The sequence below is a fragment of the Hymenobacter sp. HSC-4F20 genome, assembly GCF_019599275.1.
GTDB lineage: Bacteria > Bacteroidota > Bacteroidia > Cytophagales > Hymenobacteraceae > Hymenobacter.
Window position 1 is genome coordinate 887,551 of sequence record NZ_JAHZTD010000002.1, and the last position, 20,239, is coordinate 907,789.

A 20,239-nucleotide genomic window follows, 5' to 3' on the forward strand; every position below is an offset into this window, starting at 1 on the left:
AACTGCCCGCACATGCCGCACACAAAAATAACCGCCTTCGCAAGCGGTTATCTTCGGATTCGGGGGTTTTGACGTGGGGCGTACTGGGCTCGAACCAGTGACCCCTACCTTGTCGAGGTAGTGCTCTAAACCAACTGAGCTAACGCCCCGGCAAAACCACGTGGCGGCGGCCGTAAAGAGCCAAAGGTAATTTTTTACCGAAGATTATCCTTCCGGACTACGTACAAAATTTCTGCCTTTACTACCCAGGCGCTGTAACCTTCTGAGCCGCCGCAAGTATAGCGGCTTACCAACGCTACTTTATCCTTAGCAGGTAGCGCTTTTCTGCACTATTTCTCTCCCCTGCCCCATGAAACACATTGCACTCCTAGCAGCCGGCTGCGCCCTGAGCGCCACCGCCCTGGCTCAAGCTCCTACCGAAACTCCTCGCGTCAGCGGCCTGCGTTCCTCCAACGACTACGCACCCGCTACCGGTAGCGACTCGCGCAACAATGGCTTCGGCATTAAAGGTGGCTTCACGGCCTCGAACTTCCGCGGCGACGACAAAAAGAACTTTGGCGACGAGGGTATCTATAATACCTTCCACGCTGGGGTGTACGCTCAGTTTGGCTTCAACGATAAGTTTTCCATCCAGCCGGAGGTACTCTACAGCCGCCAGGGCTTCAAGGGCGACAACCCTTCCACTACCTCGCAGGCGGGCACCTATACCACCCGCCTCGATTACGTGCAGGTACCCGTGCTGCTGGTGTACAACTTCCTCGACAACGTGAGTGTGCACGTAGGCCCCCAGGTTTCCCTGCTCACGAAAGTGAAAGAAGGCGACGTGGAACGCAAGATTTCGGATGAGAACAACACCTTTGGCTACAGCTACAACAGCCTCGACTACGGGGTAGCTGCTGGTGTAGAAGCTCGCGTAGGTCCGGCCCGCGTAGGAGGCCGCTACACGGCTGGCTTCGCCGATATTATTCAGGACCAGAACCTGGCCAAAACCGGCGCCAAAACCATCACCGACATCAAGAACGGTATGTTCCAGGTGTACGTGGGCATCGGTATTGCTAACTAGTGCCCCTACTTGCTACCTCAAAAAGGAAGTCTCCCGAGGCTTCCTTTTTTTATGCGTGTCAGTTGAGCCGGCTACTGTGTTGCTTATGAACTTTTTGTCCGTTCCGGCGGCATTACCCGCCATCAACCACGCCCGCGAACTGCTGGCCGAGCGCGGCATGGGCGTGCTCGGCGCCTGGGCTCTGCTGAATCTGGTGGTGAGCGGCTACTACGTGGCTCGCACCGACATCCGCACGGAAACGCACCATTTCCACCTCATGAATGTGGGCTGGAACGTGGTAAACGCCCTGCTGGCCGTATGGGGAATTTTGCGGGCTCACCCTCAGCAGGTGGCCGGCCTTACCCTACCCGCCAGCCTCGATGCTCAGTTTGCCTTCGAAAAATTGCTGCTCTTCAATGCGGGGCTCGATGTGGCCTACCTCTGCCTTGGTAGCTGGCTCCGGGCCCGGGCGGCCCATTCCGCCGCCGCCCGCCCGGAACGCTTAGCGGGCTTTGGGCGCTCCTTGTGGGTGCAGGGTGGGTTTCTGCTCCTTTTCGATGTGGGGCTGTACCTTCTCTACCACCGCTACGCGGCCGAGCTACTGGCTCTGGTGCCGTGAGCAACACAAAAAAGCTTCGCTAAACGGTTCAGCGGGCTTTTTATGCAGGAAAAGCTGCTGACTTGTTAGCTCCAGGACTATGAAGGCAACTTACTACGCCGCTATCTGGTCTCTTTCTGCCTGCTCCCAGGCTCCAACTCTTACCCCCGAACAGCAGACGATTGCAGATTACTTAAACAGCACTGGTAAGGACGGGGAGCGATATGGGAATATATATTGGGACAAACCTCAACCATTTACTCGTAGAGACTCTGCTCGGTTGGCCTTTTTAGCTACGGGTGAATTTCACCGGCGGCATGAGGCTAGAGACACGATACGTATTGGGACTACACTAGGAATTTCTTATTAGAAAAAGACAGCTTGCGAGCCTATCATTTTGATAGAACGGTGTTTATTCTGTACTGAAATGGGGCAGTAGAAACTATACCTTAGCACTGCTTATAAAGTAAAACGCCCTTCCGGCCCTATGGCTGGAAAGGCGTTTTAGCGTAGTTCGGCGGAAATCTTCCAGAGTAAGCCGGCAAGCTTACTTCTGGCCCACCAAAGCTTCCTTGATTTTCTCGTTGAAGTTAGGAATGTCCTGGGGGTTGCGGCTGGTAATGATGTTGCCATCTACTACCACCGTTTCGTCGATCCAATGACCGCCGGCGTTTTTTACGTCGGTTTTCAGGCTGGGCCAGCTGGTGAGCTGCTTGCCACGCACGGCGTCGGCCTCAATCAGGGTCCAGGGACCGTGGCAAATGGCTGCTACAGGCTTACCGGAGCGCACAAATTCGCCTATAAAACTTACTACCTCGGGCTTGGTGCGCAGCACGTCGGGGTTGATTTGCCCGCCGGGCAGCACCAGGGCGTCGTAGTCGGCTACCTTCACCTCCCCAATAACCTTGTCCACGTCCACACTGTCGCCCCAGTCTTTTTCGTCCCAGCCCTTGATGGAGCCGCTTTTCAGGGAAATGACGTGGGTTTCGGCGCCCTCGCCCTCCAGAAACTTCTTGGGCTTTTCCAGCTCCGACTGCTCAAAGCCGTCGGTGGCGACAATAGCTATTTTTTTACCCTTCAGGTCGTTGCTACCAAAAATACTCATGCTAAAATGCAGGTTTAGGGAAAACAAAGCCCCGGCCACGGGAGGTAGCCGGGGTTTTGTTTAACGCGCGCCTCGCGCCAGAGTTGGCCTATCATTTTGGCATTACGGCTCAGTCCTGCTCGTTTCGCTCGCGCTTAAGCTGCTTACGCAGGCGGCGCACCCGCTCGTCGAAGCCGTCAGGGTCGTAGCTGACCTCCTCCACGTCCAGCTTTTCGAGCATGTCCATCAGGTCGTCGGAGTGCTCGGTGCGGGTGCCGGCGGGCACCTTCACAAATGCCATTTCTGACCACAGCACTGCCTTGAGCCGCTGTCCGTCTTCGCTGAGCATCTGCATTTCCACCACCAGGTTGGAGTTATCGAAGTGGATGAGCTGGGTACGAATGCGCACTACCTCAGCGTGGCCGGCAGGCCGCAGATAGGCCAGCTGGTGCTTGGTAATCACCCAGCTAGCGCTTAACTCGCGGCTGACCTGGCCCAGGTTGAGGGCATAGTGCTGCATGGTGTGGTCCTCGCGGGCATTGAGGAAGTAGTCAAGGTAGCGGGCGTTGTTGAGGTGGCCCAGCATATCACAATCCTGAAACCGGATGCGGTGGGTGGTTTCGGGAGTTTTAATCAGAGGAGAAGCCATGAAAAAGCACGGACTGGTTACGGGGTGCAAGGTAGGTAGCGGGCGCAGAAGAGCAGACCCGGCAACTCACCCCTTCTGACTTGAGACTTTTACCCCATCGGCCAGTACCTGGTGGGCGGCGGGTTTGCGCGCGTCCGTGGGACTGTCGAAGACGATAAGCACGTGCTCATCATCGAGCAGGGCCATGCCCTCGGCTTTGTCCTGGCCGGCGGTAGGCCCGAAGCCGTGGGGCACGTCGAAGAGGCGCTCTAGCTTATTGGGCCCGACGAGGCTGTCCTCGGTGCAGCGTAGGGCATCAGACCAGCAGTACACGGCAATAGTACCGTCCAGGTCCATGGTGGGACCGGCCAGCAGCAGCAAATCGGTGCCGCGCTGGCGCAGCTCGCGCACGCCCATGCCACCCAAAGCCAGGAAGTGCTTTTTGTAGTAGGTTTCGGTGGCGCCGGGCAGCTCGCTCAGCCGCAGCCGGCCGTGTTTGTCCTCGCGGGGTAGCAATTCCAGCACCAGGGCCCAGCCGCGCAGCACGGGCCCGCGCAAGCCCACGAACAGGCGGCCGTCGGGGGCGCAGGCCAGCCCTTCAATGTCAAACCCGTTGTCTTTGCCCGGAATAGAGAGAAAGGGCTTGAGGTGGGCATCTGCGGCCAGCAGGTCGCGCAGGTCGTTGGAGTCGGCGGAGCCGCGGAGCTGGGCCGCCCGTAGGGTCTGGGCCGGGTCGGTAGGGTGCGGGGCTTCGCGGTGCAGCTCATAGTCGCCAGTGACGGGGTTACGCAGCAGCGGCACCCGGGCCAGCAGGTAGCGGTTGGCCTCCGATTTCACCTGGGCCAGGCGGGCAATTTCCTTGGCCGCGTCGGGGCCATCGGGGTCAGGCTTCTTGCGGGCCAGGCTGTGCGAGCCCACAATCCAGAGGTAATGCTCACTTTCGGCCAGGCCTTCAATGTCAATTTCCTCGCTCTTATCCGAAGGCAGGTCCAGCAGCTCAGTTAGCTCATAGGAGGTGTGCTGGCTGAACTCGCGCGGGCCCGTCAGGCGCAGCCGCTCGATGGACGTGCGCTCGTCGCAGCTCAGCCAGAGGTTGTCGCCGGTGCGCAACACCGACGACAGCCCGTCGCGCACGTGCTTGCCCGCGGCATTCAGACTGTGTTTCGAGTTAAAATGGAGGGTATAAGTCTGGCGACGCGGCATACTGCAAAGGCGGGAAAGGATAGAGGAGTTTGTGGCAAACGTACCCGGCCGCCGAAGGTTGAGCCCGGCCTTACTCGCCGCAGCGCCGCCGTACCTGCTCTAGTTGCCGCAGTATGTCGCGGGCCACCGCCTCATTGGAGGTGTACAGGGGTAGCTCCAGGGTAGTACTGCTGGTGCCAGAGCCATTGGGGGCGGCGCGCTCCCGCTTTATTTTCACCTCGAAGTAGCGCCGGTTGGTTTTCTCGTCGAGGGCCGGGGCATAGGTCAGGGAGGTTACTTGGCTCCATTCTACTCCCAGCTTCAGCTCAAACTCTACTTTATCATCCGACTTCACGGCCCAGTCGGCTCCGTTTTTCTGGTGGCTTACCTGAAAAACCGCCGACTCGTTTTGCTTGCCTGCGGTGCGGTATTTCCGGATTATCTGCGTGAAATGGCAATTGTCCAGCAAGGCTTGCACTTCCGTTTCCGGGGCTGCCGGGTCGCGCATCAATTGGTTTAGCCGCTTGGTAAGAGCCGCATCCGACGATGCCGTTTGGGCGGAGGCCGCCGAGGCGGCCAGCAGGGCCGCAGCTAGGAATAGCGTTTTCATCAGGTTCCGGAAGGTAATAGTACACGCTGCCCACCGTACTTCGGCAGGCTCTTACCCGGCCAGATGGTATTCAGTATAAAAGGGTTGCCCAGCAGCGAGTGAGTATTTGAGCAAGTAAGTGAAGTAGTTTCCTGGCCCAAACGCCGAACGGGAGCTACCCCGGCCGCTTCTCTACTCCCTACTAACGCGACAAGCCCCTACCGCCGGACGGGAAGCAAGGGCTTGTGCGGGTTACAAGGGGTAGGGCGGCCGTAAAGGAATAGCGTTACAGGGCTTTTTCTTTCTGACACCATTCAGTTACTCCTTCATCGTCTCACCACTACTGCGCTTTGCGGGCCTGCATCTGGGCCTGCACCTGGCGCTGCTTGGCCTTGAGCTGCTTGTACTGCGTGACGGTGAGAATGGTCTGCAGCTCCTGGTCGGAGGCGGTATTGATGCGCTTTAGCTCGGTGAGCAGGGCCGGGCGGTTGTTGCCCAGGCGCTGCTTAGCGGCATTGGCCTGCTCAGCCGTGTTCGTGAAAACGGCCCGCACCTTCCGGCGCTGGTCGCCGGTAAGGTTAAGCTCTTCGGTGAGCACATCGGTTAGGTCGCGGGCGGCGGTGGAGGCCACCACGGGCGCCGGGGCCGCTACCGGCTCCGACTTGGCGGTGGGAATAGTGGCATTGTGGCGGCGGGCACAGCCGGCCAGCAGGCTAGCCGCCAACGCGAGGGCGAGGGTAAAACGGGAAGCAAACATAAGCGCAAGGAAAGGCGTGTGCTTCCCCTACGCGAAAAATGTGCCGATGGCTATATTCTCACGGCTCAGCTGACGACCACTGGCCGGAGCGAGGCCGGCTCTGCTAGCAAGCTCGCCTTCAGATGCTGAGCCGTATGGTGGGCTAAAGCCATGATGGTGAGCATAGGATTGACGCCGCTGCACGCCGGAAATGCCGAGGCATCAGCTACAAACAGGTTTCTGACTTCGTACAACTCGCCCGTAGGGCTGGTGGGATGGGTAGCCGCCTGGCCGCCCATGCGGCAGGTGCTCATCTGGTGGGCGCTGTAAAGGCCAAACTGGTTGGGCTTCCAGCTTAGGTAAGGTAGCCCGGCCAGCACCTCCGGGTTGCGGAGCCGGCCGTTTTCGGCGTGCAGGGTGGGCAGGGTACCGTGGGGCAGCAGCACGGTATGAGCACCAGCGGCTACGTGCACTTCCGCCGCGGCCCGCACCCCGTGTAGCAAATGGCCCCGGTCATAGTCGCTGAGCACGTAGTTGAGCAGGGGCATGCCGTGCCGGTCGATGGTTACCCGGCCTGCGTCCCGGTCGCGGGTCAGCACAATAAAAGAGCCCAAGTGAGCCGCCTGTTGCATCAGTTCTTTGTGCTGTTGGCCTGAGCGCCAGGGCAGCACCATGGCCATGAGGCCCGGATGAGCGGGCGGCGTTTCCAGCTTCACCCCAAAGTTGCTGCCTTCCAACCGGGTAAAGGCGTCATTCACTACCGACATCATCGGGCCGTGCCAAGGCTCGATGCGCTGGGGGTACAGGGCCGAAACGGCCACTGTGGGGTGCAGATGCAGGTGCTGACCCAGGTGGGGATGGTGCAGCCCGCTCCGCAGCAGCAGGGCCGGCGTCTGGATGGCCCCCGCGGCCACTACCACCCGCTGGGCACGCACCCGCACCCGGATAGGGCGTCCGTCGGGGGTGGTGTAGGTAGCTTCGGCGCCGGTAGCCCGGCCCCGGGCGGTGGTTACGCGCGTAACGCAGGCCTGGCAGAGGAGGCGGGCACCGTGGTCAAAGGCCGTTTGCAGGTAGGTATTGAGGGTACCCTGCTTCACGCCGTGCCGGTCGCCCAGGCCACTGTAGCCCAGGCCCTGGTAGTGCTGCTCCGAGTCGGTCAGGCCCTTTTCGTTGCGGGCAATCAGCTTTACATCCTGGCCCAGGGCCCGGGAGCCGTCCCAGAGCGCCTGGTTTTGGCCATTGTGGCGGGGGTAGTCCGTATTCACGCTCAGGGCCTCGCTTACGGCATCGAGGCTGCGGGTAAAGTCGGAGCTAGTGAAGTGCGGAACCGCGTGCTCCTGGGCCCACTCCTCGCGCACGTAGCTGGGGGTGCGGAAGGCCCCGGCCCAGTTTACGGTGGTACCACCGCCCAGGCAGGAGCCGGCCAGCAGGGCAATGCCCCCGTCCTGGGTGCTTATCCCCCCCCGACCATCATAGAGTGCCCCGAGCATGTCCACTTCGCGCTGGGTGAAGTCGGGGCCGTGGAAGTAGGGGCCCTTCTCCAGCACCAGCACGTCGTGGCCCGCGGCGGCCAGCTCGCCCGCTACCACTCCTCCGCCGGCTCCGCTGCCAATCACCAACACCTCACAGGTATACTCCACATCCTGGGTAGGCTGCAGCGGCCGGATGGGCTTTTCGGCGGCCACGACCGGGTCCGGTACCTGCGGCCCGGGGTAGCCGATATGCTCCCACACACCCTTTCCCTGCTCGGTGGTAGAGCCGCCATAAAACAGAAACACGAACAGCTTACGCAGGGCGTGAAATCCTTTGCGCAACTGGGGCACATTGCTGGCCGCCCAGCTTTGCAGCAACTTCTCGCGCTGCTCTGGCGCCAGGAGCCGGAAGGGGCGCAACGGACCAAACCAAGTCAGGCCCAGAGCCGGCGTATCCAGCAGCTGCAGCAGCTGCAAAAACTCCTGCCGGACACTGGCTGGCTGGGCGGCCACCAGTTCCGCCGCCTTATCTAGCGCCACGCCCGCCGAGCCACACCGCCCCCAGTAGGCCGGGTCCGGAGCAGCACCAGGTGGCGGCGGCAGGCAAGGAATAAAGGTATCGGCGAGGGCGCGCAGGGTAGCACACTGCGTTTCGGTGAACTGCATAGCAAGGGGTGAAACAGCCGGAACAACTCCGCCTGACCGAGCAGACGGGGCCGTAAAAGTTCGGCATTATTTCGCAGAATTACTCGGCTTGCATAACGAGTGAGGGGGCGGGGGCGTGAAGTTCGTCATTGCGAGTGGAGCGAAGCAATCTGTCCTAGCCAACATGCTACTCCCTGAGAGCGTGGCAAGCCCTTACTGCCTGCACAGAAATAAGAGCTTGTCAGATTAGGAGGCGTGTCACAGGCAGAGGAAGGATTGCTTCGCTCCGCTCGCAATGACGAACTTCACGCCCTCACGCCCTCCCTCACCACTTCAGAGCCACTTTAGCAGCCAGTTTACCAGTTTCTTTACCTGGGGGGTGTAGGGGGGGTAGATGGGTTTGAGCCCCGTGCGCCCCACCCGCTGTTTGAGTACCGATTTCTCGTTGCTAAACGCCTGGAAGCCCGCCAGGCCGTGAGCCCGCCCCAAGCCGCTGTTGCCCAGCCCGCCGAAGGGTAGCTCAGGGTGGCCCAGGTGCAGAATGGTTTCATTAACGCAGGCCCCACCGGCCGGAATGTTCTGAAGCAGGTAACGCTGGTGTTCGGCGCTTTGGGTAAAAATGTACAGGGCTAGTGGGTGGGGCCGGGAATTCACCTCCGCCACGGCCTCCGGCAGGGCGTGGAAGGTGCGGATGGGCAGCAGTGGGCCGAAGATTTCTTCCTGCATCAGGCGGCTCTCGGCGGGCACCTCTATTAGTACGGTAGGCTCAATAAAGCGCTGAGCCGCGTCGGTGTGGCCGCCCAGAGCCACGGTAGCACCTTGGGCCCGGGCCTCCGTGAGCAGACCGGCGACCCGGGCGTAGTGATGGTCGTTGACGATGCGGGCGTAGGAGGCCGACGCGGCAATGCCCTCACCGGCGGGATTGTAGAAACGCTGCACCACGGCCCTAATTTCCTCTACCAACTGGTCGCGCACAGCTTCGTGCACGAGCAGGTAGTCGGGGGCCACGCAGGTTTGACCGGCGTTGAGACCCTTGCCCCACACTAGCTTCTCGGCTGCGTCGCGCAGGTTGGCCGTTTCATCAACGATGGCGGGGCTTTTGCCGCCCAGCTCCAGCGTAACGCTGCTCAGGTGCTCGGCCGCGGCGCGCATCACCAGCTTACCTACCTGAGGGCTGCCAGTAAAGAAAATGTGGTGAAAAGGCAATTGCAGCAGGGCCGTGGCTACCTCCTTGTCGCCCTCTACTACGGCTACCTCGGCGGGGTCGAACAGCTCCTGGCACATGCGGCTGAGCAGGGCGGCTACCGTGGGGGTCATCTCCGAGGGCTTGATGATGCAGCAGTTGCCGGCTGCCAGCGCCGATATCAGCGGGTCGAGGGCCAGGTAGAAGGGGTAGTTCCAGGGGGCCATAATCAGGCAGACGCCTTTGGGCTCATACTGCACCCACCCGCGCGTGCCCACCAGCGAGAGGGGCGTTCCTACCTTGCGGGGCCGGGCCCACTGCCGCAGGTGGCGCAGCGTGTGCCTTAGCTCGGTTTGCGTCGACCAGATTTCGGTTACATCGGTTTCGGCGGTGGGCTTGCGAAAATCAGAGTACAGAGCCTGCTGAATGGCAGCCCGGTTATTGGTAATCCAGGTGCCGAGCTTGCGCAGCCGGACGGCGCGGGCGTTTACCGCCTCGGAGCGCAGCGCTTCGGCGCGGGTGCGCTGGCGGGCGAACAGTTCGGCCAGCGCAGCGGAGGCGGAGGAGGGTATGGTAGGCATGAAAGCAGAAAATGCGGCCAGGTAGCTATTACTCGTCAAAAGGTATTCATAGTCCTGGTTGTTCCATTTCCGCTCAGCATCTTGGCTCCACAAAGCCCTAAGCTGCTCCGTTTTGGCTTAGCAGGAGGCAGCGGGTGAGCGTTGACCGGAATCTGGCAGGCACCCGCTTAACTCCGCAGCCAGCCACTACCACCGTTTCGCGCTGGTACTCACTACTTTTCTGGCCCCTGCGTAGTGCGGCCGGGCACCCGGGGCGGCGGCTGGTACCGGCCGCTGCCCCGGGTGCCCCAAGCTGCGGTCCGGCCGCTGCCGTGCGGGCGTGCGCCGTAGCTCCCGCTATAGTTGCTGCTTGCCCACACGGCGGAGTTACTGCAGGAGGCAACCAGCCGCAAGCCCCTATGGCCCTGCACAAACCGCAACCGGCCAAACGAAGGTCGGGAACTATGTAATCAGAGAGAAGTAGCCTGGCCGACCGAGGGCAGGCACTTGTTTAGGCGTGCAGGCAGCCGGCTGCGCAGCTGCGCCGGCGCACCCGCAATACCAGCGGCTGCTGCTTGCGTCGGGGCCAGTCGCTTTCGGACGTAGCTATTTCCGCATCGGTCAGCCAGTCCAGGGCGGCGGGCAATTCCGTGAAGTATTGCACTTCATAGGGCAGGTGCTCGTGGGCCGAAACCCAGAGCATACTTTCCACCAGCATCTTGTTATATGTATCGGTGGGTAGCAGCAGGGCCAGGCGCCGCAAGCCGCAGCCCCGCAGCCGGGGCAGCCAGGTGGTTTGCAGCCACTGCTGCACGCTAAGGTCCAGGGCCGGTAGCTTGCGCAAATCCAGCAGCAGCTGCTGGGCCCGGCGGCGGCGAACGGTGCGCAGGAGCCGGTTCAGCACCTGGGGCACCAGCGTCGACGTGTTTATTTCCTGCCACCAGAACTGCAGCAAGCTCCAGCGGAAATTGTAGCGAAAAACTAATCGAGGGGAGTACTCATTTTCCATAATACGGCAACGGCCTGATGCAAAAAGCTCATCAGCATGCCGACTATACGAAGCTGCCCCAGGTTCCCGATTTAGCCCAGCAGCCCATTTGGCCGTTTTTCCGACGAAACGGGCCGTAATTACCATCAGCCGGACCGTTTCCTCGATTAATGCGACAGATAGAGCGTACCGAAGAATGTCTCTCAGCGGGTTACTTACGCTTCTTTTTAAGATAGTTCCGCGCCTCGTTGTAGGCTTCCGACTTGCGCTCCGCCTTCTGCTGCACTTCTTTGTAGTAGCGCGTGGCAGCCGGTACATCCTTCTGCTTATCGGCAATGCGGCCCAGGTTTAGTAACGAGTAAAGGTAGAAGCCCTGCTTGGTGTCGTTGGTGCTTTCGGCAAACACAATACAGCGCTGATAGTACTCCTTGGCCTTGACCAGGTCCTTATACTGGTTCTGCATGAGGCTGCCCAGAAAGAACGTGGCGTAGCGCCCGCTGATACCCTCGTAGCCAGGCAGGCCGCGGTTTATCTTGTCCAGAATGTCGCGGCTGACCCGCTCGCACTCGTTCAGGTCGCCTACCTGATAGCTCATCAGGGCGTAAAAGCGCTGGAAGTAGCCGTTATCGGGGTAAGTAGTGGCCATAATGCGGGCCAGGGCCAGGGCTTCGTCGGGCTTGTTTTCCTGGTTTTGCAGGATTTTCATCAGGAACACCCGCGCCTCAGTGCCCGTGTAAAACCCATTGGCGGCCACACTGCGCAGCTGCGAGAGGCCTAGCTTCTTGTTGCCCTTCGGGAAGAACAGCAGCACCGGCCGCAGCAGCGGATACGTATCCGAAATCCAGGGGGCGTAGTAGTTGATCAGGGCTTGGCCAAACAGGAACTCCGGGCTGAGGCCATTGGCTTCCTGGCTCTTATCGAGGTAGTCGAGGGCGTTTTTGCTGGCAAAGGTGGCCTTACGCCAGTTGTGCCGCTCGGCGTGCAGGCGGGCCGCAAAGCCGTAGGCCGCAGAAAGAAAAAAGCACGCCTCGTAGTTTTTGCGGTCCTGGCGGTAGAGCGTTTCGCCCTTGGTAATGGCCGTATCCATGTAGGCCAGGAACACCTTATCGTACTGCTCGGAGGTGATGTTGGAGGGCATGATTTTCCACCACGTCGTCAGGCCCAGCAGGAAGTAGGGCATGGGGTGCTGGGGGTAGCGGCGGCGCAGGCTACGGAATTGCCGCTCGGCCCGGTCATGCTTGAAGTTGTATATGTTCTGCACGGCCCCTTCCAGCTCCGTCTGGATGTCTTTATCCAGCAGCAGCCACCCGGAAATATCTACGGCGCTGGGGGCTACATCTACGTTGGAAAGGTCAATCTGGCGGGCCGGGCGGGTGGTATCGGGCCGCTGCGCCCACGCTCCCAAGGAGAGCAGCAACAGGCAGCCGAGCAAGTATAGGCGCATAAAGGACAACTTGGAATCCTAAGTATAGGAAAAAGACGGGAGCCCGACCGCCGGGCACCCGCTTCCGGCACCTCATACGTGCGCAAACAAAAAAAAGAGGCTGAAGCTCCCACAGCCTCAACCTCTTTTTGCGTTTACCGGGTGCCAAAGGTACCTGGGAAACGGCCAGCGGCTAAAATTCCCACCCAAAGCCGCTGGATGTCTGTGCCGCGCAAAGCCTAGCGGCTTTCCTCGGGCTGGTGCTCACGCAGCCAGCTATAGGCCGTATACTGGCCGGGCGTGAGAATCCGCGCCAGGGCCAGGGTATATTCTTTCTCTGCTTCCGCGGCCGTCTGGCCGGTCAGGAGGCGCTCCGGCGTGGAGGCTGCCACCAGCCCGGGCTTTACGGCCACTAACTCAAGTTGTTGCAAATACTTACGGGTACTCTGCGCTACCTGCTTCTGCTGGGGCTGGCTTAGGTGCAGGGTACGGGCCAAGTAGTTGGTCAGGTGGCTGGTACGCTGCGCAACCGAGCCCTGGGCGGGCGGAAGCACGGGCCGGGCTGCCTGAGCAAAGCGCGAGCCTACTCCCAGAATCAGCAGCATAGCCAATGCAAGTACGTAGGTAGGCAAAGTTTTCATGCAAAAGGGCCTGAATTGAGACTGCAAGTTCGGCATAACCCAGGCGGGAATACCACTGCTAGGTTCGCCTTTTTTGGTGCTATATTGACTGCACGTATTAATTTTACGTTCCCACTCAGCCATTAGGGCACCACCGCGCCGTGAAGTTACAATTTGAACCCATTCATCCTACTGTAGATAGCTCGTTTACCCTGCTTCACTACACGGAAGTAGGCAAAGCCGAGCTGCTCTGGCACTACCACCCCGAGTACGAGCTGGTATACATTCCGCAGGGCCACGGCCGGCGGCATATCGGCCAGCACATTTCCCGCTTCGAAGATGGGGAACTGGTCTTGATTGGCCCCGATCTGCCCCACCTCACGTTTAGCTACGGTCACCCGGCCGGCACGCCGTTCGAGGAGATTGTGGTGCAGCTTCGTGGCGACTTTCTGGGTGCCGACTTCTGGGAAAAGCCCGAAATGGCTGCTATCCGGCAGCTACTGGCCCGCTCACACGAGGGCTTATCGTTTCGGGGGGGCACGCGCACGGCAGTAGGGCCGGCCCTGCGGCAGCTGCTCAGCGCGCCGCCGTTCATGCGCCTGCTGCTGCTCCTGCAGGTACTGCAGGAGCTGGCCCAGGCTCCGGCCAACGACTGCCTGCCCCTGCACGCGGGCACTGGCGGGCAGGGCCTGAGCGGGAAGGAGCAGCAGCGCCTGAGCCGGGTGTATCAGTTTGTAGAGCAGAACTATCAACGGGCCAGCCTCTCGGTACAGGAAGTGGCCGACGTGGCCCATCTTTCGGTGCCTGCGTTCTGCCGCTACTTCAAGAAAATGACCCGTCACACCCTCACTGACTTCCTGCAGGAATACCGGGTAGGGCAAGCCTGTCGCCTATTGCTCGACGATGACCTGGCCGTGACGGAGGTGTGCTACTCCTGCGGGTTCAACAACCTGTCGCACTTCAACAAAACTTTCCGCAAATACACCGGCCAGAGTCCCACTGAGTACCGCCGCCAGCGCATGGGCAAGTAAGAGAGTGAGTGAAGTAGTGGTTCGGCGACCCATTAAAACCAGCCCAACAGCCCCCTTCACTCATTCACTATCCGGGAACGAGAGACGGGCGGCGGGTGTCTGACAGAAGAGATGGCTGTCATGAAAAAAATGCTGTTTGTTCGTTGGGCGGGGCGGAGCTGGGCAGGGGCGCTGGCTGGCCTGCTGGCGCTGCTGACTACTGCCGGAGCACCTGCTACCGATAAGCCGCTAGCCTTGCTGCCGGCCACCCCTTCGTTTACCCCTACCCTCTTCACCATCAAGCAAGTGCGCGACGAGCGGCCGGGCCGACCCGCGGTAGCCTGGCTCCTGCCCGCCGTGCCTTCGGCTGCTACTCCCCTGGTGCCCCGGCCGCTGGAGCTGCAGGGTGGCACCGAGGCGGCGTTGCGGCAGTTTGTGGCCCGCACCCTACCCGCCCACCCGGCCCGTTACGGAGTAACTATGCGGGTGCGCGAGTGTCGGGTACAGGAAAGCGCCGGGGCGGCCGGACAGGCGGCCGGGCAGGTGAGCATACACCTGGCCTTCGACTGGGTAAATCCGGAGGGCCGCGCAATTACGCTGACTGAATACCGCGGCGGGGCCCGCTACCTGCGTCCCCTGGCCAGCCGGGCAGTGGTAGAGCCCACCCTGCGACAGGCTTTGCTCGGGGGGCTGGCCTACTTCAATACGTGGCTTACCCGCGCCGCCACTCATGATGTGCGCCTGGCTACGGCCGTGCATCCTACCTTCCGCTACCACACCGCCCAAACAGAAGCCGATACCGTGTTCTACGACCCGGCCCGCCCCCTGGCATGGTCTGACTTTACGGGCCAGCCCCGACCGAAAGGCCGCTACGCGGCATCGGTGTTTCCGAGCTTTGCCTACCAGGGCCGGCCGCGCGTAGTGAATGGGGTAGTGGAGCTGGAGATGATTCTGAAAGTGTTTGTGGTGCGCAGCTCCTCCTGGGTTGACCCCGGTCAGCAAACCGCCGAGCACTTAAACCACGAGCAGCGCCACTTTGATATTGTGCGGCTGGTGGCCGAGAGGTTCCGCCGCAAGGCTACCCCCGACAGCCTTACGGTGGAAGACTACAACAGCATTCTGCAACTCCAGTATTTGAAGTCGTTCACCGAAATGAATCACATTCAGGAGCAATACGACGCGGAAACCCACGGCAATCCTGTTGCCCAGGAACGCTGGAACCGCCGCATCGACGAAGAATTACGTCAGTACGGCATCAAGAAGTAAGTCTTAGCATCTGCCACAAAAAAGCCCGCTTCCGGTTCAGGGAGCGGGCTTTACTGCCTTTAAAGGGGTAGGCGCTTAGCGCTTTACTTTTACTTCCCCATCATCGGCGTCGCGCTTTACTTTGGTGCCGTTGGGGTACTCAACTTTGGTGTCGCCGTCTTTGTCGCGCTTCACGACTTTGCCGTTGGCGTACACGATTTTCAGTTCGCCGTTTTTCTTCTTCTCATACTTCACCACAGCCGGGCCACGGCGGGCCGGGCGAGGCGCTGCTTCACGCGTTACCACTACTGTATAGGGCGTGCCCTCGTAGTACGTGCCGCGGTTGGCCGAGTAGGTGTTGTATTGTGGCTCCGTCACGATGGTTTTCACGGAACGGTCCGTCTCGTCATTCACGGAACGGAGGGCAGCATAACGGCCCGTGGTATCGGTGGTGTAGCGGCTGTTTACCTGATTGAGACGGCGGCCCCGGCTGTAGTACGTCTGGCCGATGCGGCTCACGGTGGTGGTGTCGGTTAGCTCCAGGTCGTTGGTGATGCGGTTCACCACTTCATCGGCATCAGAGCGGTAGGCCAGTGTGTCGGAGGTAGCATCGGCGTTGGCCATGCTGGCGTCGTTCACAACTACAGCCGTATCGGCTGAGGGCGTGGTGGCGGCTTCGGTAGCAGCCTTCTGATCCTGATTGCAGGCAGCAACGGCCAAGGTGGAGGCCGCCGAGAGTAAGAGCAAGGACTTATTCATGATGGAGAGAGTTCGGTCAGAGAAATACCCCAGTGGTATCCGGGGGATGGTGGCGCTTACGCAGGCCAGCGCCCCGATGTTTCCGGCCTGTTACGGGCAAGTTGGTGCACCAGAAGGGGGTAGCAGATCAGTACATTTCTGATATTGAGTGAAAAGCAGAAGCCTGGGCAACGGTTTGGGCTGGCTCTGCATCTGACCTGCTGCCTACCCTCTTTCTTCACCTTAACCCCATAGGCCATGAAAACGACTACTTTCTTCCGGACCCTAGCTACGGCCGCTGTCCTGGGGGCCAGCGCCCTAACCGCCGCCGCTCAGCAAACCCGCACGGTTAGCTCTTTTCAGGCTATAAAAGCCAGCGGGGCTATCAATCTGTTCCTGAAGCAGGGCGCCACGACCGAAGTGAAGGTAGATGCCCCGGCCGACGTGCTGGCGCGCATCAAAACCGAAGTGCAAGGCAACACCCTGGCCATCTACCGCGAGAAGGGCTCCATGCTGTCCTGGGGCAATGAGAAAGTGAACGTGTACATCACCTGCCCTACCCTCACGGGCCTGGAAGTAAGCGGCGCTTCGGACGTGAAAAGCGACACGCCCTTCACGGCTGATGCCTTCACCATCCGGGCCAGCGGCGCCTCGGATGTAACAATGGCCCTGAACGCCAAAAGCCTGACCGCCCATGCCTCCGGAGCCAGCGACGTGCGCCTGACCGGCCGTGTAGAGCGCCAGCAGGTACACATCAGCGGCAGCAGCGACTACCAGGCCTACAACCTGCAGAGCCGCACCGCCGCTGTGGAAGCCAGCGGCTCGTCTGATGCCTACGTGGCTGTCAGCGAGGAGCTGTCGTCGCGCACCAGCGGCTCCAGCGACATTCACTACAAAGGCAAGCCGCGGGTAACCAAGTAGTAGCATTAGCTACCGAACGAAAACAAGCGGCGGCCGCTCTCAGGAGCGGCCGCCGCTTTTATTATTCACGAAGGATAAAGCACCTCGATAGGACACCTACATAAGACGTTGGGTTAGCGCAGGGGGGTAGCGGCCGTGCCCTGGCGCACGAAGAGCATGGCATCGTAGGTGACGCCGAGCTGAGTGTCGGCGTAGTAGTCCTCGCCTCCAACTGTTTGGCCTACTAGGCGGTGTGGGCGCTTCAGGTCCTGGGCTCCCAACTGGTGAGTATTAAAGAAGTAGAGCGGGCTGCTCACCTGGCTCATAGCTGCTTCCCAGGAGCCGGCCTTGGGCGCCGAAAGGGGGTAGGACGCCATGATGCTGGCCGGAGAAATGAACACATCCTTGGTAGCCGCGAAGGTGCCCGCGCCGGTAGCCGTAGCCAGCACGAAATACTGGCCGGGGAACATGCGCTCAATGTAGTCGCCGGTGCCGCCACCGTTGCTGCGGTCGTCGGCAGCGGCTATCGTGCGGCCCACGTGGGCGTCGTGGGCCCAGATAATTACCTTGTGGTTGCCGCTGGCAATGAACTTGGTCATTTCGGCAAAGGCGCTGTCGCGGGAAGAGTTGCGCTTGAATTTCTCGTACTGATAGAACACATCGAAGCCCAGGTGCGCGTTTTTGGCGGCGCCGGCCAGCACTTCCCGCTGCTTGCGGGGCAGCTTGGTGGTGGGCAGGAGCTGCACCAGCTTTTCGGCGGCCAGGTAGCCCGCGTAGCCGCTGCTGAGCCACTCGGCGCGGTTGCGCTTGAACGTCTTGTCGCTCATTTTATAGTAGTAGTTATCGTTGTACTGGGCGCTTTTCAGGAGTTGCGCTACCGCGGTCTGTACCTCGGGGCTTTTCGCCTTGGCCAAGCCTTGTTGCAGCAGCTGCGCATCGGCGGTGGCGAACATGATGTCGATGCCCGTAAGCTCCACTTGGCGGCGCTGGGTGCGGTTGCGGACTTGCATCCAGGTGAGCACCTCCTCCATCTCGCGGTTTTGCCACATACCGATCAGGTGCTTCTGCATCAGGGGCTTGAGGTCGGTAGCAGTGGTGCGCTGTTGCAGGGCCTGGTTGAGCAGGTAGGTGTCGCCGTAGGTGTTTTCCAGGCCCAGGCGGTCGAAGCCGTACTCCTCCATCAGGATGCGCGTCAGCCAGAAGCGCAGCTTGTAGAACTCCGCGGTGCCGTGGGTGCCTTCGCCCATGGCCACCACCTTTTTACCAGTCATTTGCTTTACCAGGGGCTGCACGGCGGTGCGGAAAGCCTCGAAGCTCTGCATGCTCACGGGGTTGATCAGGCGAGGGTCGAGGGTGAAGCGGGCAGTGTCGGCGGGAGCAACGGCGGCCGCAGCGGGGGCACTGGGTTGGGCCTGGGCCGCGAGGGTAGCAGTGGTCAGCAGGGCCGAGGCGAGCAGGGAGCGGAAGAAGGTTTTCATGGGGAAGAGGGGGTAGGGAGTGTCAGAGGAAAGCCGGCCGTTCAGCGACTGGCAACGACACAAAGGAATGGCCCTCAGAGGCTGAAATGAAGCTTTATTAGACCAAGCCCGCCCCGCATCCGACCAAACCGGAGGCCCCATTTTTTGGTCGAAAAAACACCCCGCTTAGTCGAAATAGCCGCTGGCCGGAGTACCAGCCCGTCGGGAAATCTGCCAACTTGCCCCCATGCAACACAACGCCCCCGACCGGCCCAGCCGCTTCCCCCTCATCTTCGAAATCCTGGTTTGGGGCCTCTACGTGGGCATGTACAAGTACGCTGTGTACATGGAAAGCGTGGCCGTGCGCCCAGCGGGCCGAGCCAATTTTCCCTACCCCCAACTTATCCTGTTTGCGCTGGCAGCTACCCTCTACATCATCCCGTACTACCGTTGGCTGGTGCCCACGCTGCTACGCCGTAGGCGCTACGCACTGCTGGGAGTAGCCTCGGTGTTGTTCTTGTGGTGGGGCATCAAGGTGAACGTGGCCGCCGCGCACTGGGCGTTTCAGGGGGTAGCGAGTCCGCCGTTGCTGCGCGGGTTTTACCAGCAGGGGTTTGCCGAGGCGGCGGCCCAGGCACTGGCCCTGCGCAATACCTACATCAGTTTGCTGTTCACCGATTTGCTGGCCTTTAGCTGCGTGGCCTTTGTGCGCTATGCCTTTGAGAATGAGTACCGGCGGCGCCACCTGGAGAAGGACCACTTAGCCCTGCAGCTGGAGCAGCTCAAAAGCCAGCTGCAGCCCCACTTCCTGTTTAACACGCTCAACAGCATTTACGGCCTGAGCCTGGCGGGCTCGCCGGAAACGCCGCGCTTTATTCTGCTGCTCTCGGAGCTGATGCGCTACGTGCTCTACGACAGCGGCAAGGAATACATTGGCCTGCCCGAGGAGGTAGCGTTTCTGGAAAACTACTTTGAGATGGAGCAGCGCAAGTACCCCGGCGCCCAGATTCAGCTCACTACCCAGGGCCCGACGGCCGGGGTGCAGGTGCCCCCACTACTGCTGCTGCCTTTGGTAGAAAACAGCTTCAAGCACGGCCGCCACCACTTCTCGGACCAAGCCAGCGTGCAGGCTACCCTTAGCAGCCAGCCCGGCCGCCTGCACTTCCGCATCGAAAACGATATGCTGCCCGAAGCGCCGACTACGGCCACCAAACGCAGCGGCGGCATCGGGCTGGTCAACATCCGGCAGCGCCTGCAGCTCTACTACCCCGGCGCCCACGAGCTGCACCTCACGGAGCACAATGGCCGCTACCGCGCCGAGCTGACGCTTACCCTGTAATACTGCCCGCTACCTATCTTCCTACCCCTATTCCTTTCGCTGATGACGACTACCCCTGCTCCGGTCCGGTGCCTGATTGTGGACGATGAGCCGCTGGCCCACCAGGTACTTACCCAGTTTATCGGCCAGACGCCCGGCCTCACCCTCACGGGCAAGTGCCGCAACGCCATGGAAGCCTACGAGCATTTGGCCCAGCAGCCGGTGGATTTGCTGTTTCTGGATATTGAAATGCCCCTGATGACGGGCCTCGACTTCTTGCGTAACCTGCGCCAGCCGCCCAAAACCGTCCTGACTACGGCCTACCGCGAGTACGCCTACGAAGGCTACGAGCTGGACGTGCTCGACTACCTGCTCAAGCCGTTTTCCTACGAGCGGTTCATGAAGGCCATCAGCCGCTTGCCGGCCCTACAGCCCGCCCCGCCTGCCGAGGAAACCGCGGAAAAATACTTGCTGGTGAAGGAGCGCCAAGGCCTGCTGAAAGTCCCGCACCGCGACATTATTTACGTGGAAGGCTGCAAGGACTATGTGAAGCTGATGACGGCCACCAAAACCTACCTACTCCACCAAACTATGAAGGAAATGGTGGAAATACTGGGTCCCAGCTACCTACGCGTGCACCGCTCTTTCATCGTGGCCGCCGCCCACATCAAGCTCCTGCAGCCCGACACGGTGCACCTCCTCGATGCTACCCTCATTCCCATCGGCAACTCCTACAAGGCCGAGTTGCTGGCTTTCTTTAAGAAGTAGCCACGTCTGGCATAGCCATTCCCCGACACAGCCCGATGACTATTTAACTAGCC

General features: G+C 60.7%; 19 protein-coding genes and 1 tRNA gene. 7 read left to right on the top strand and 13 right to left on the bottom strand.

The annotated features are described in order from the left end of the window. Positions 1-74: 74 nt before the first annotated feature. Positions 75-149: transfer RNA gene (locus K3G63_RS13525), tRNA-Val, on the bottom strand. A 200-nt stretch (positions 150-349) separates the two neighbouring features. On the opposite strand from K3G63_RS13525, the gene K3G63_RS13530 reads away from it, so the two are divergent. Beyond that, entirely contained in the window at positions 350-1,063 is a 714-nt protein-coding gene (locus tag K3G63_RS13530) for a porin family protein (protein ID WP_220614627.1), read from the top strand. Between the two features lie 85 nt (positions 1,064-1,148). Beyond that, on the top strand, positions 1,149-1,661 hold the full coding sequence (locus K3G63_RS13535; RefSeq protein ID WP_220614628.1) for a DUF6992 family protein: 513 nt from the start codon (positions 1,149-1,151) through the stop codon (positions 1,659-1,661). Between the two features lie 526 nt (positions 1,662-2,187). On the opposite strand, the gene K3G63_RS13540 is transcribed toward K3G63_RS13535, so the two are convergent. The 10 genes from K3G63_RS13540 to K3G63_RS13585 form a co-directional block, all read right to left on the bottom strand. Beyond that, the gene (locus K3G63_RS13540; protein WP_220614629.1) at positions 2,188-2,745 is read right to left on the bottom strand and encodes a type 1 glutamine amidotransferase domain-containing protein; all 558 of its coding nucleotides are present in this window, start codon (positions 2,743-2,745) and stop codon (positions 2,188-2,190) included. Between the two features lie 109 nt (positions 2,746-2,854). Next, complete coding sequence (locus K3G63_RS13545) at positions 2,855-3,373, bottom strand: thioesterase family protein (protein ID WP_220614630.1); 519 nt, start codon at positions 3,371-3,373, stop codon at positions 2,855-2,857. A gap of 66 nt (positions 3,374-3,439) precedes the next feature. After that, a complete protein-coding gene (locus K3G63_RS13550) occupies positions 3,440-4,555 on the bottom strand; it encodes a DUF3616 domain-containing protein (protein WP_220614631.1) in 1,116 nt (371 codons plus the stop codon). Between the two features lie 70 nt (positions 4,556-4,625). Next, positions 4,626-5,144 (bottom strand): hypothetical protein, encoded by a 519-nt coding sequence (locus K3G63_RS13555; protein WP_220614632.1) that lies wholly within the window; start codon positions 5,142-5,144, stop codon positions 4,626-4,628. A gap of 319 nt (positions 5,145-5,463) precedes the next feature. Next, complete coding sequence (locus K3G63_RS13560) at positions 5,464-5,880, bottom strand: hypothetical protein (RefSeq protein WP_220614633.1); 417 nt, start codon at positions 5,878-5,880, stop codon at positions 5,464-5,466. A 65-nt stretch (positions 5,881-5,945) separates the two neighbouring features. Then, positions 5,946-7,997, bottom strand: a complete 2,052-nt coding sequence (locus K3G63_RS13565; protein WP_220614634.1) for a GMC family oxidoreductase N-terminal domain-containing protein — start codon at positions 7,995-7,997, stop codon at positions 5,946-5,948. Positions 7,998-8,309: 312 nt separating this feature from the next. After that, a complete protein-coding gene (locus K3G63_RS13570) occupies positions 8,310-9,740 on the bottom strand; it encodes an aldehyde dehydrogenase family protein (RefSeq protein WP_220614635.1) in 1,431 nt (476 codons plus the stop codon). A gap of 490 nt (positions 9,741-10,230) precedes the next feature. Further along, positions 10,231-10,728: a hypothetical protein gene (locus tag K3G63_RS13575; protein WP_220614636.1), complete on the bottom strand. Its 498-nt coding sequence runs from the start codon at positions 10,726-10,728 to the stop codon at positions 10,231-10,233. A 190-nt stretch (positions 10,729-10,918) separates the two neighbouring features. Then, complete coding sequence (locus K3G63_RS13580) at positions 10,919-12,151, bottom strand: tol-pal system protein YbgF (RefSeq protein ID WP_220614637.1); 1,233 nt, start codon at positions 12,149-12,151, stop codon at positions 10,919-10,921. A gap of 218 nt (positions 12,152-12,369) precedes the next feature. Beyond that, positions 12,370-12,771, bottom strand: coding sequence for a hypothetical protein (locus K3G63_RS13585; protein WP_220614638.1), 402 nt, complete (start codon positions 12,769-12,771; stop codon positions 12,370-12,372). Between the two features lie 140 nt (positions 12,772-12,911). Between K3G63_RS13585 and K3G63_RS13590 the strand changes: the two genes are divergently transcribed. Both K3G63_RS13590 and K3G63_RS13595 read left to right on the top strand, forming a co-directional pair. After that, positions 12,912-13,781, top strand: a complete 870-nt coding sequence (locus K3G63_RS13590; RefSeq protein ID WP_220614639.1) for an AraC family transcriptional regulator — start codon at positions 12,912-12,914, stop codon at positions 13,779-13,781. A gap of 111 nt (positions 13,782-13,892) precedes the next feature. After that, positions 13,893-15,026, top strand: a complete 1,134-nt coding sequence (locus tag K3G63_RS13595; RefSeq protein WP_220614640.1) for a lytic polysaccharide monooxygenase — start codon at positions 13,893-13,895, stop codon at positions 15,024-15,026. A gap of 75 nt (positions 15,027-15,101) precedes the next feature. Here the strand turns inward: K3G63_RS13595 and K3G63_RS13600 are convergent, their stop codons facing one another. Then, positions 15,102-15,764 (bottom strand): T-complex 10 C-terminal domain-containing protein, encoded by a 663-nt coding sequence (locus K3G63_RS13600; RefSeq protein WP_220614641.1) that lies wholly within the window; start codon positions 15,762-15,764, stop codon positions 15,102-15,104. Positions 15,765-16,001: 237 nt separating this feature from the next. On the opposite strand from K3G63_RS13600, the gene K3G63_RS13605 reads away from it, so the two are divergent. After that, positions 16,002-16,664 (top strand): head GIN domain-containing protein, encoded by a 663-nt coding sequence (locus K3G63_RS13605; RefSeq protein WP_220614642.1) that lies wholly within the window; start codon positions 16,002-16,004, stop codon positions 16,662-16,664. 113 nt (positions 16,665-16,777) lie between these two features. On the opposite strand, the gene K3G63_RS13610 is transcribed toward K3G63_RS13605, so the two are convergent. Next, positions 16,778-18,121 (bottom strand): erythromycin esterase family protein, encoded by a 1,344-nt coding sequence (locus K3G63_RS13610; protein WP_220614643.1) that lies wholly within the window; start codon positions 18,119-18,121, stop codon positions 16,778-16,780. A 226-nt stretch (positions 18,122-18,347) separates the two neighbouring features. Between K3G63_RS13610 and K3G63_RS13615 the strand changes: the two genes are divergently transcribed. Next, on the top strand, positions 18,348-19,439 hold the full coding sequence (locus tag K3G63_RS13615; RefSeq protein WP_220614644.1) for a sensor histidine kinase: 1,092 nt from the start codon (positions 18,348-18,350) through the stop codon (positions 19,437-19,439). Between the two features lie 42 nt (positions 19,440-19,481). Next, entirely contained in the window at positions 19,482-20,186 is a 705-nt protein-coding gene (locus K3G63_RS13620; protein WP_220614645.1) for a LytTR family DNA-binding domain-containing protein, read from the top strand. The last annotated feature ends 53 nt before the right edge of the window (positions 20,187-20,239 follow it).

Excerpts from the sequence above, each read along its gene's own strand:
- K3G63_RS13530 (WP_220614627.1), top strand. The coding sequence starts at position 350 with ATGAAACACATTGCACTCCTAGCAGCCGGCTGCGCCCTGAGCGCCACC.
- K3G63_RS13535 (WP_220614628.1), top strand. The coding sequence starts at position 1,149 with ATGAACTTTTTGTCCGTTCCGGCGGCATTACCCGCCATCAACCACGCC.
- K3G63_RS13540 (WP_220614629.1), bottom strand. The coding sequence starts at position 2,745 with ATGAGTATTTTTGGTAGCAACGACCTGAAGGGTAAAAAAATAGCTATT.
- K3G63_RS13545 (WP_220614630.1), bottom strand. The coding sequence starts at position 3,373 with ATGGCTTCTCCTCTGATTAAAACTCCCGAAACCACCCACCGCATCCGG.
- K3G63_RS13550 (WP_220614631.1), bottom strand. The coding sequence starts at position 4,555 with ATGCCGCGTCGCCAGACTTATACCCTCCATTTTAACTCGAAACACAGT.
- K3G63_RS13555 (WP_220614632.1), bottom strand. The coding sequence starts at position 5,144 with ATGAAAACGCTATTCCTAGCTGCGGCCCTGCTGGCCGCCTCGGCGGCC.
- K3G63_RS13560 (WP_220614633.1), bottom strand. The coding sequence starts at position 5,880 with ATGTTTGCTTCCCGTTTTACCCTCGCCCTCGCGTTGGCGGCTAGCCTG.
- K3G63_RS13565 (WP_220614634.1), bottom strand. The coding sequence starts at position 7,997 with ATGCAGTTCACCGAAACGCAGTGTGCTACCCTGCGCGCCCTCGCCGAT.
- K3G63_RS13570 (WP_220614635.1), bottom strand. The coding sequence starts at position 9,740 with ATGCCTACCATACCCTCCTCCGCCTCCGCTGCGCTGGCCGAACTGTTC.
- K3G63_RS13575 (WP_220614636.1), bottom strand. The coding sequence starts at position 10,728 with ATGGAAAATGAGTACTCCCCTCGATTAGTTTTTCGCTACAATTTCCGC.
- K3G63_RS13580 (WP_220614637.1), bottom strand. The coding sequence starts at position 12,151 with ATGCGCCTATACTTGCTCGGCTGCCTGTTGCTGCTCTCCTTGGGAGCG.
- K3G63_RS13585 (WP_220614638.1), bottom strand. The coding sequence starts at position 12,771 with ATGAAAACTTTGCCTACCTACGTACTTGCATTGGCTATGCTGCTGATT.
- K3G63_RS13595 (WP_220614640.1), top strand. The coding sequence starts at position 13,893 with ATGGCTGTCATGAAAAAAATGCTGTTTGTTCGTTGGGCGGGGCGGAGC.
- K3G63_RS13600 (WP_220614641.1), bottom strand. The coding sequence starts at position 15,764 with ATGAATAAGTCCTTGCTCTTACTCTCGGCGGCCTCCACCTTGGCCGTT.
- K3G63_RS13605 (WP_220614642.1), top strand. The coding sequence starts at position 16,002 with ATGAAAACGACTACTTTCTTCCGGACCCTAGCTACGGCCGCTGTCCTG.
- K3G63_RS13610 (WP_220614643.1), bottom strand. The coding sequence starts at position 18,121 with ATGAAAACCTTCTTCCGCTCCCTGCTCGCCTCGGCCCTGCTGACCACT.
- K3G63_RS13615 (WP_220614644.1), top strand. The coding sequence starts at position 18,348 with ATGCAACACAACGCCCCCGACCGGCCCAGCCGCTTCCCCCTCATCTTC.
- K3G63_RS13620 (WP_220614645.1), top strand. The coding sequence starts at position 19,482 with ATGACGACTACCCCTGCTCCGGTCCGGTGCCTGATTGTGGACGATGAG.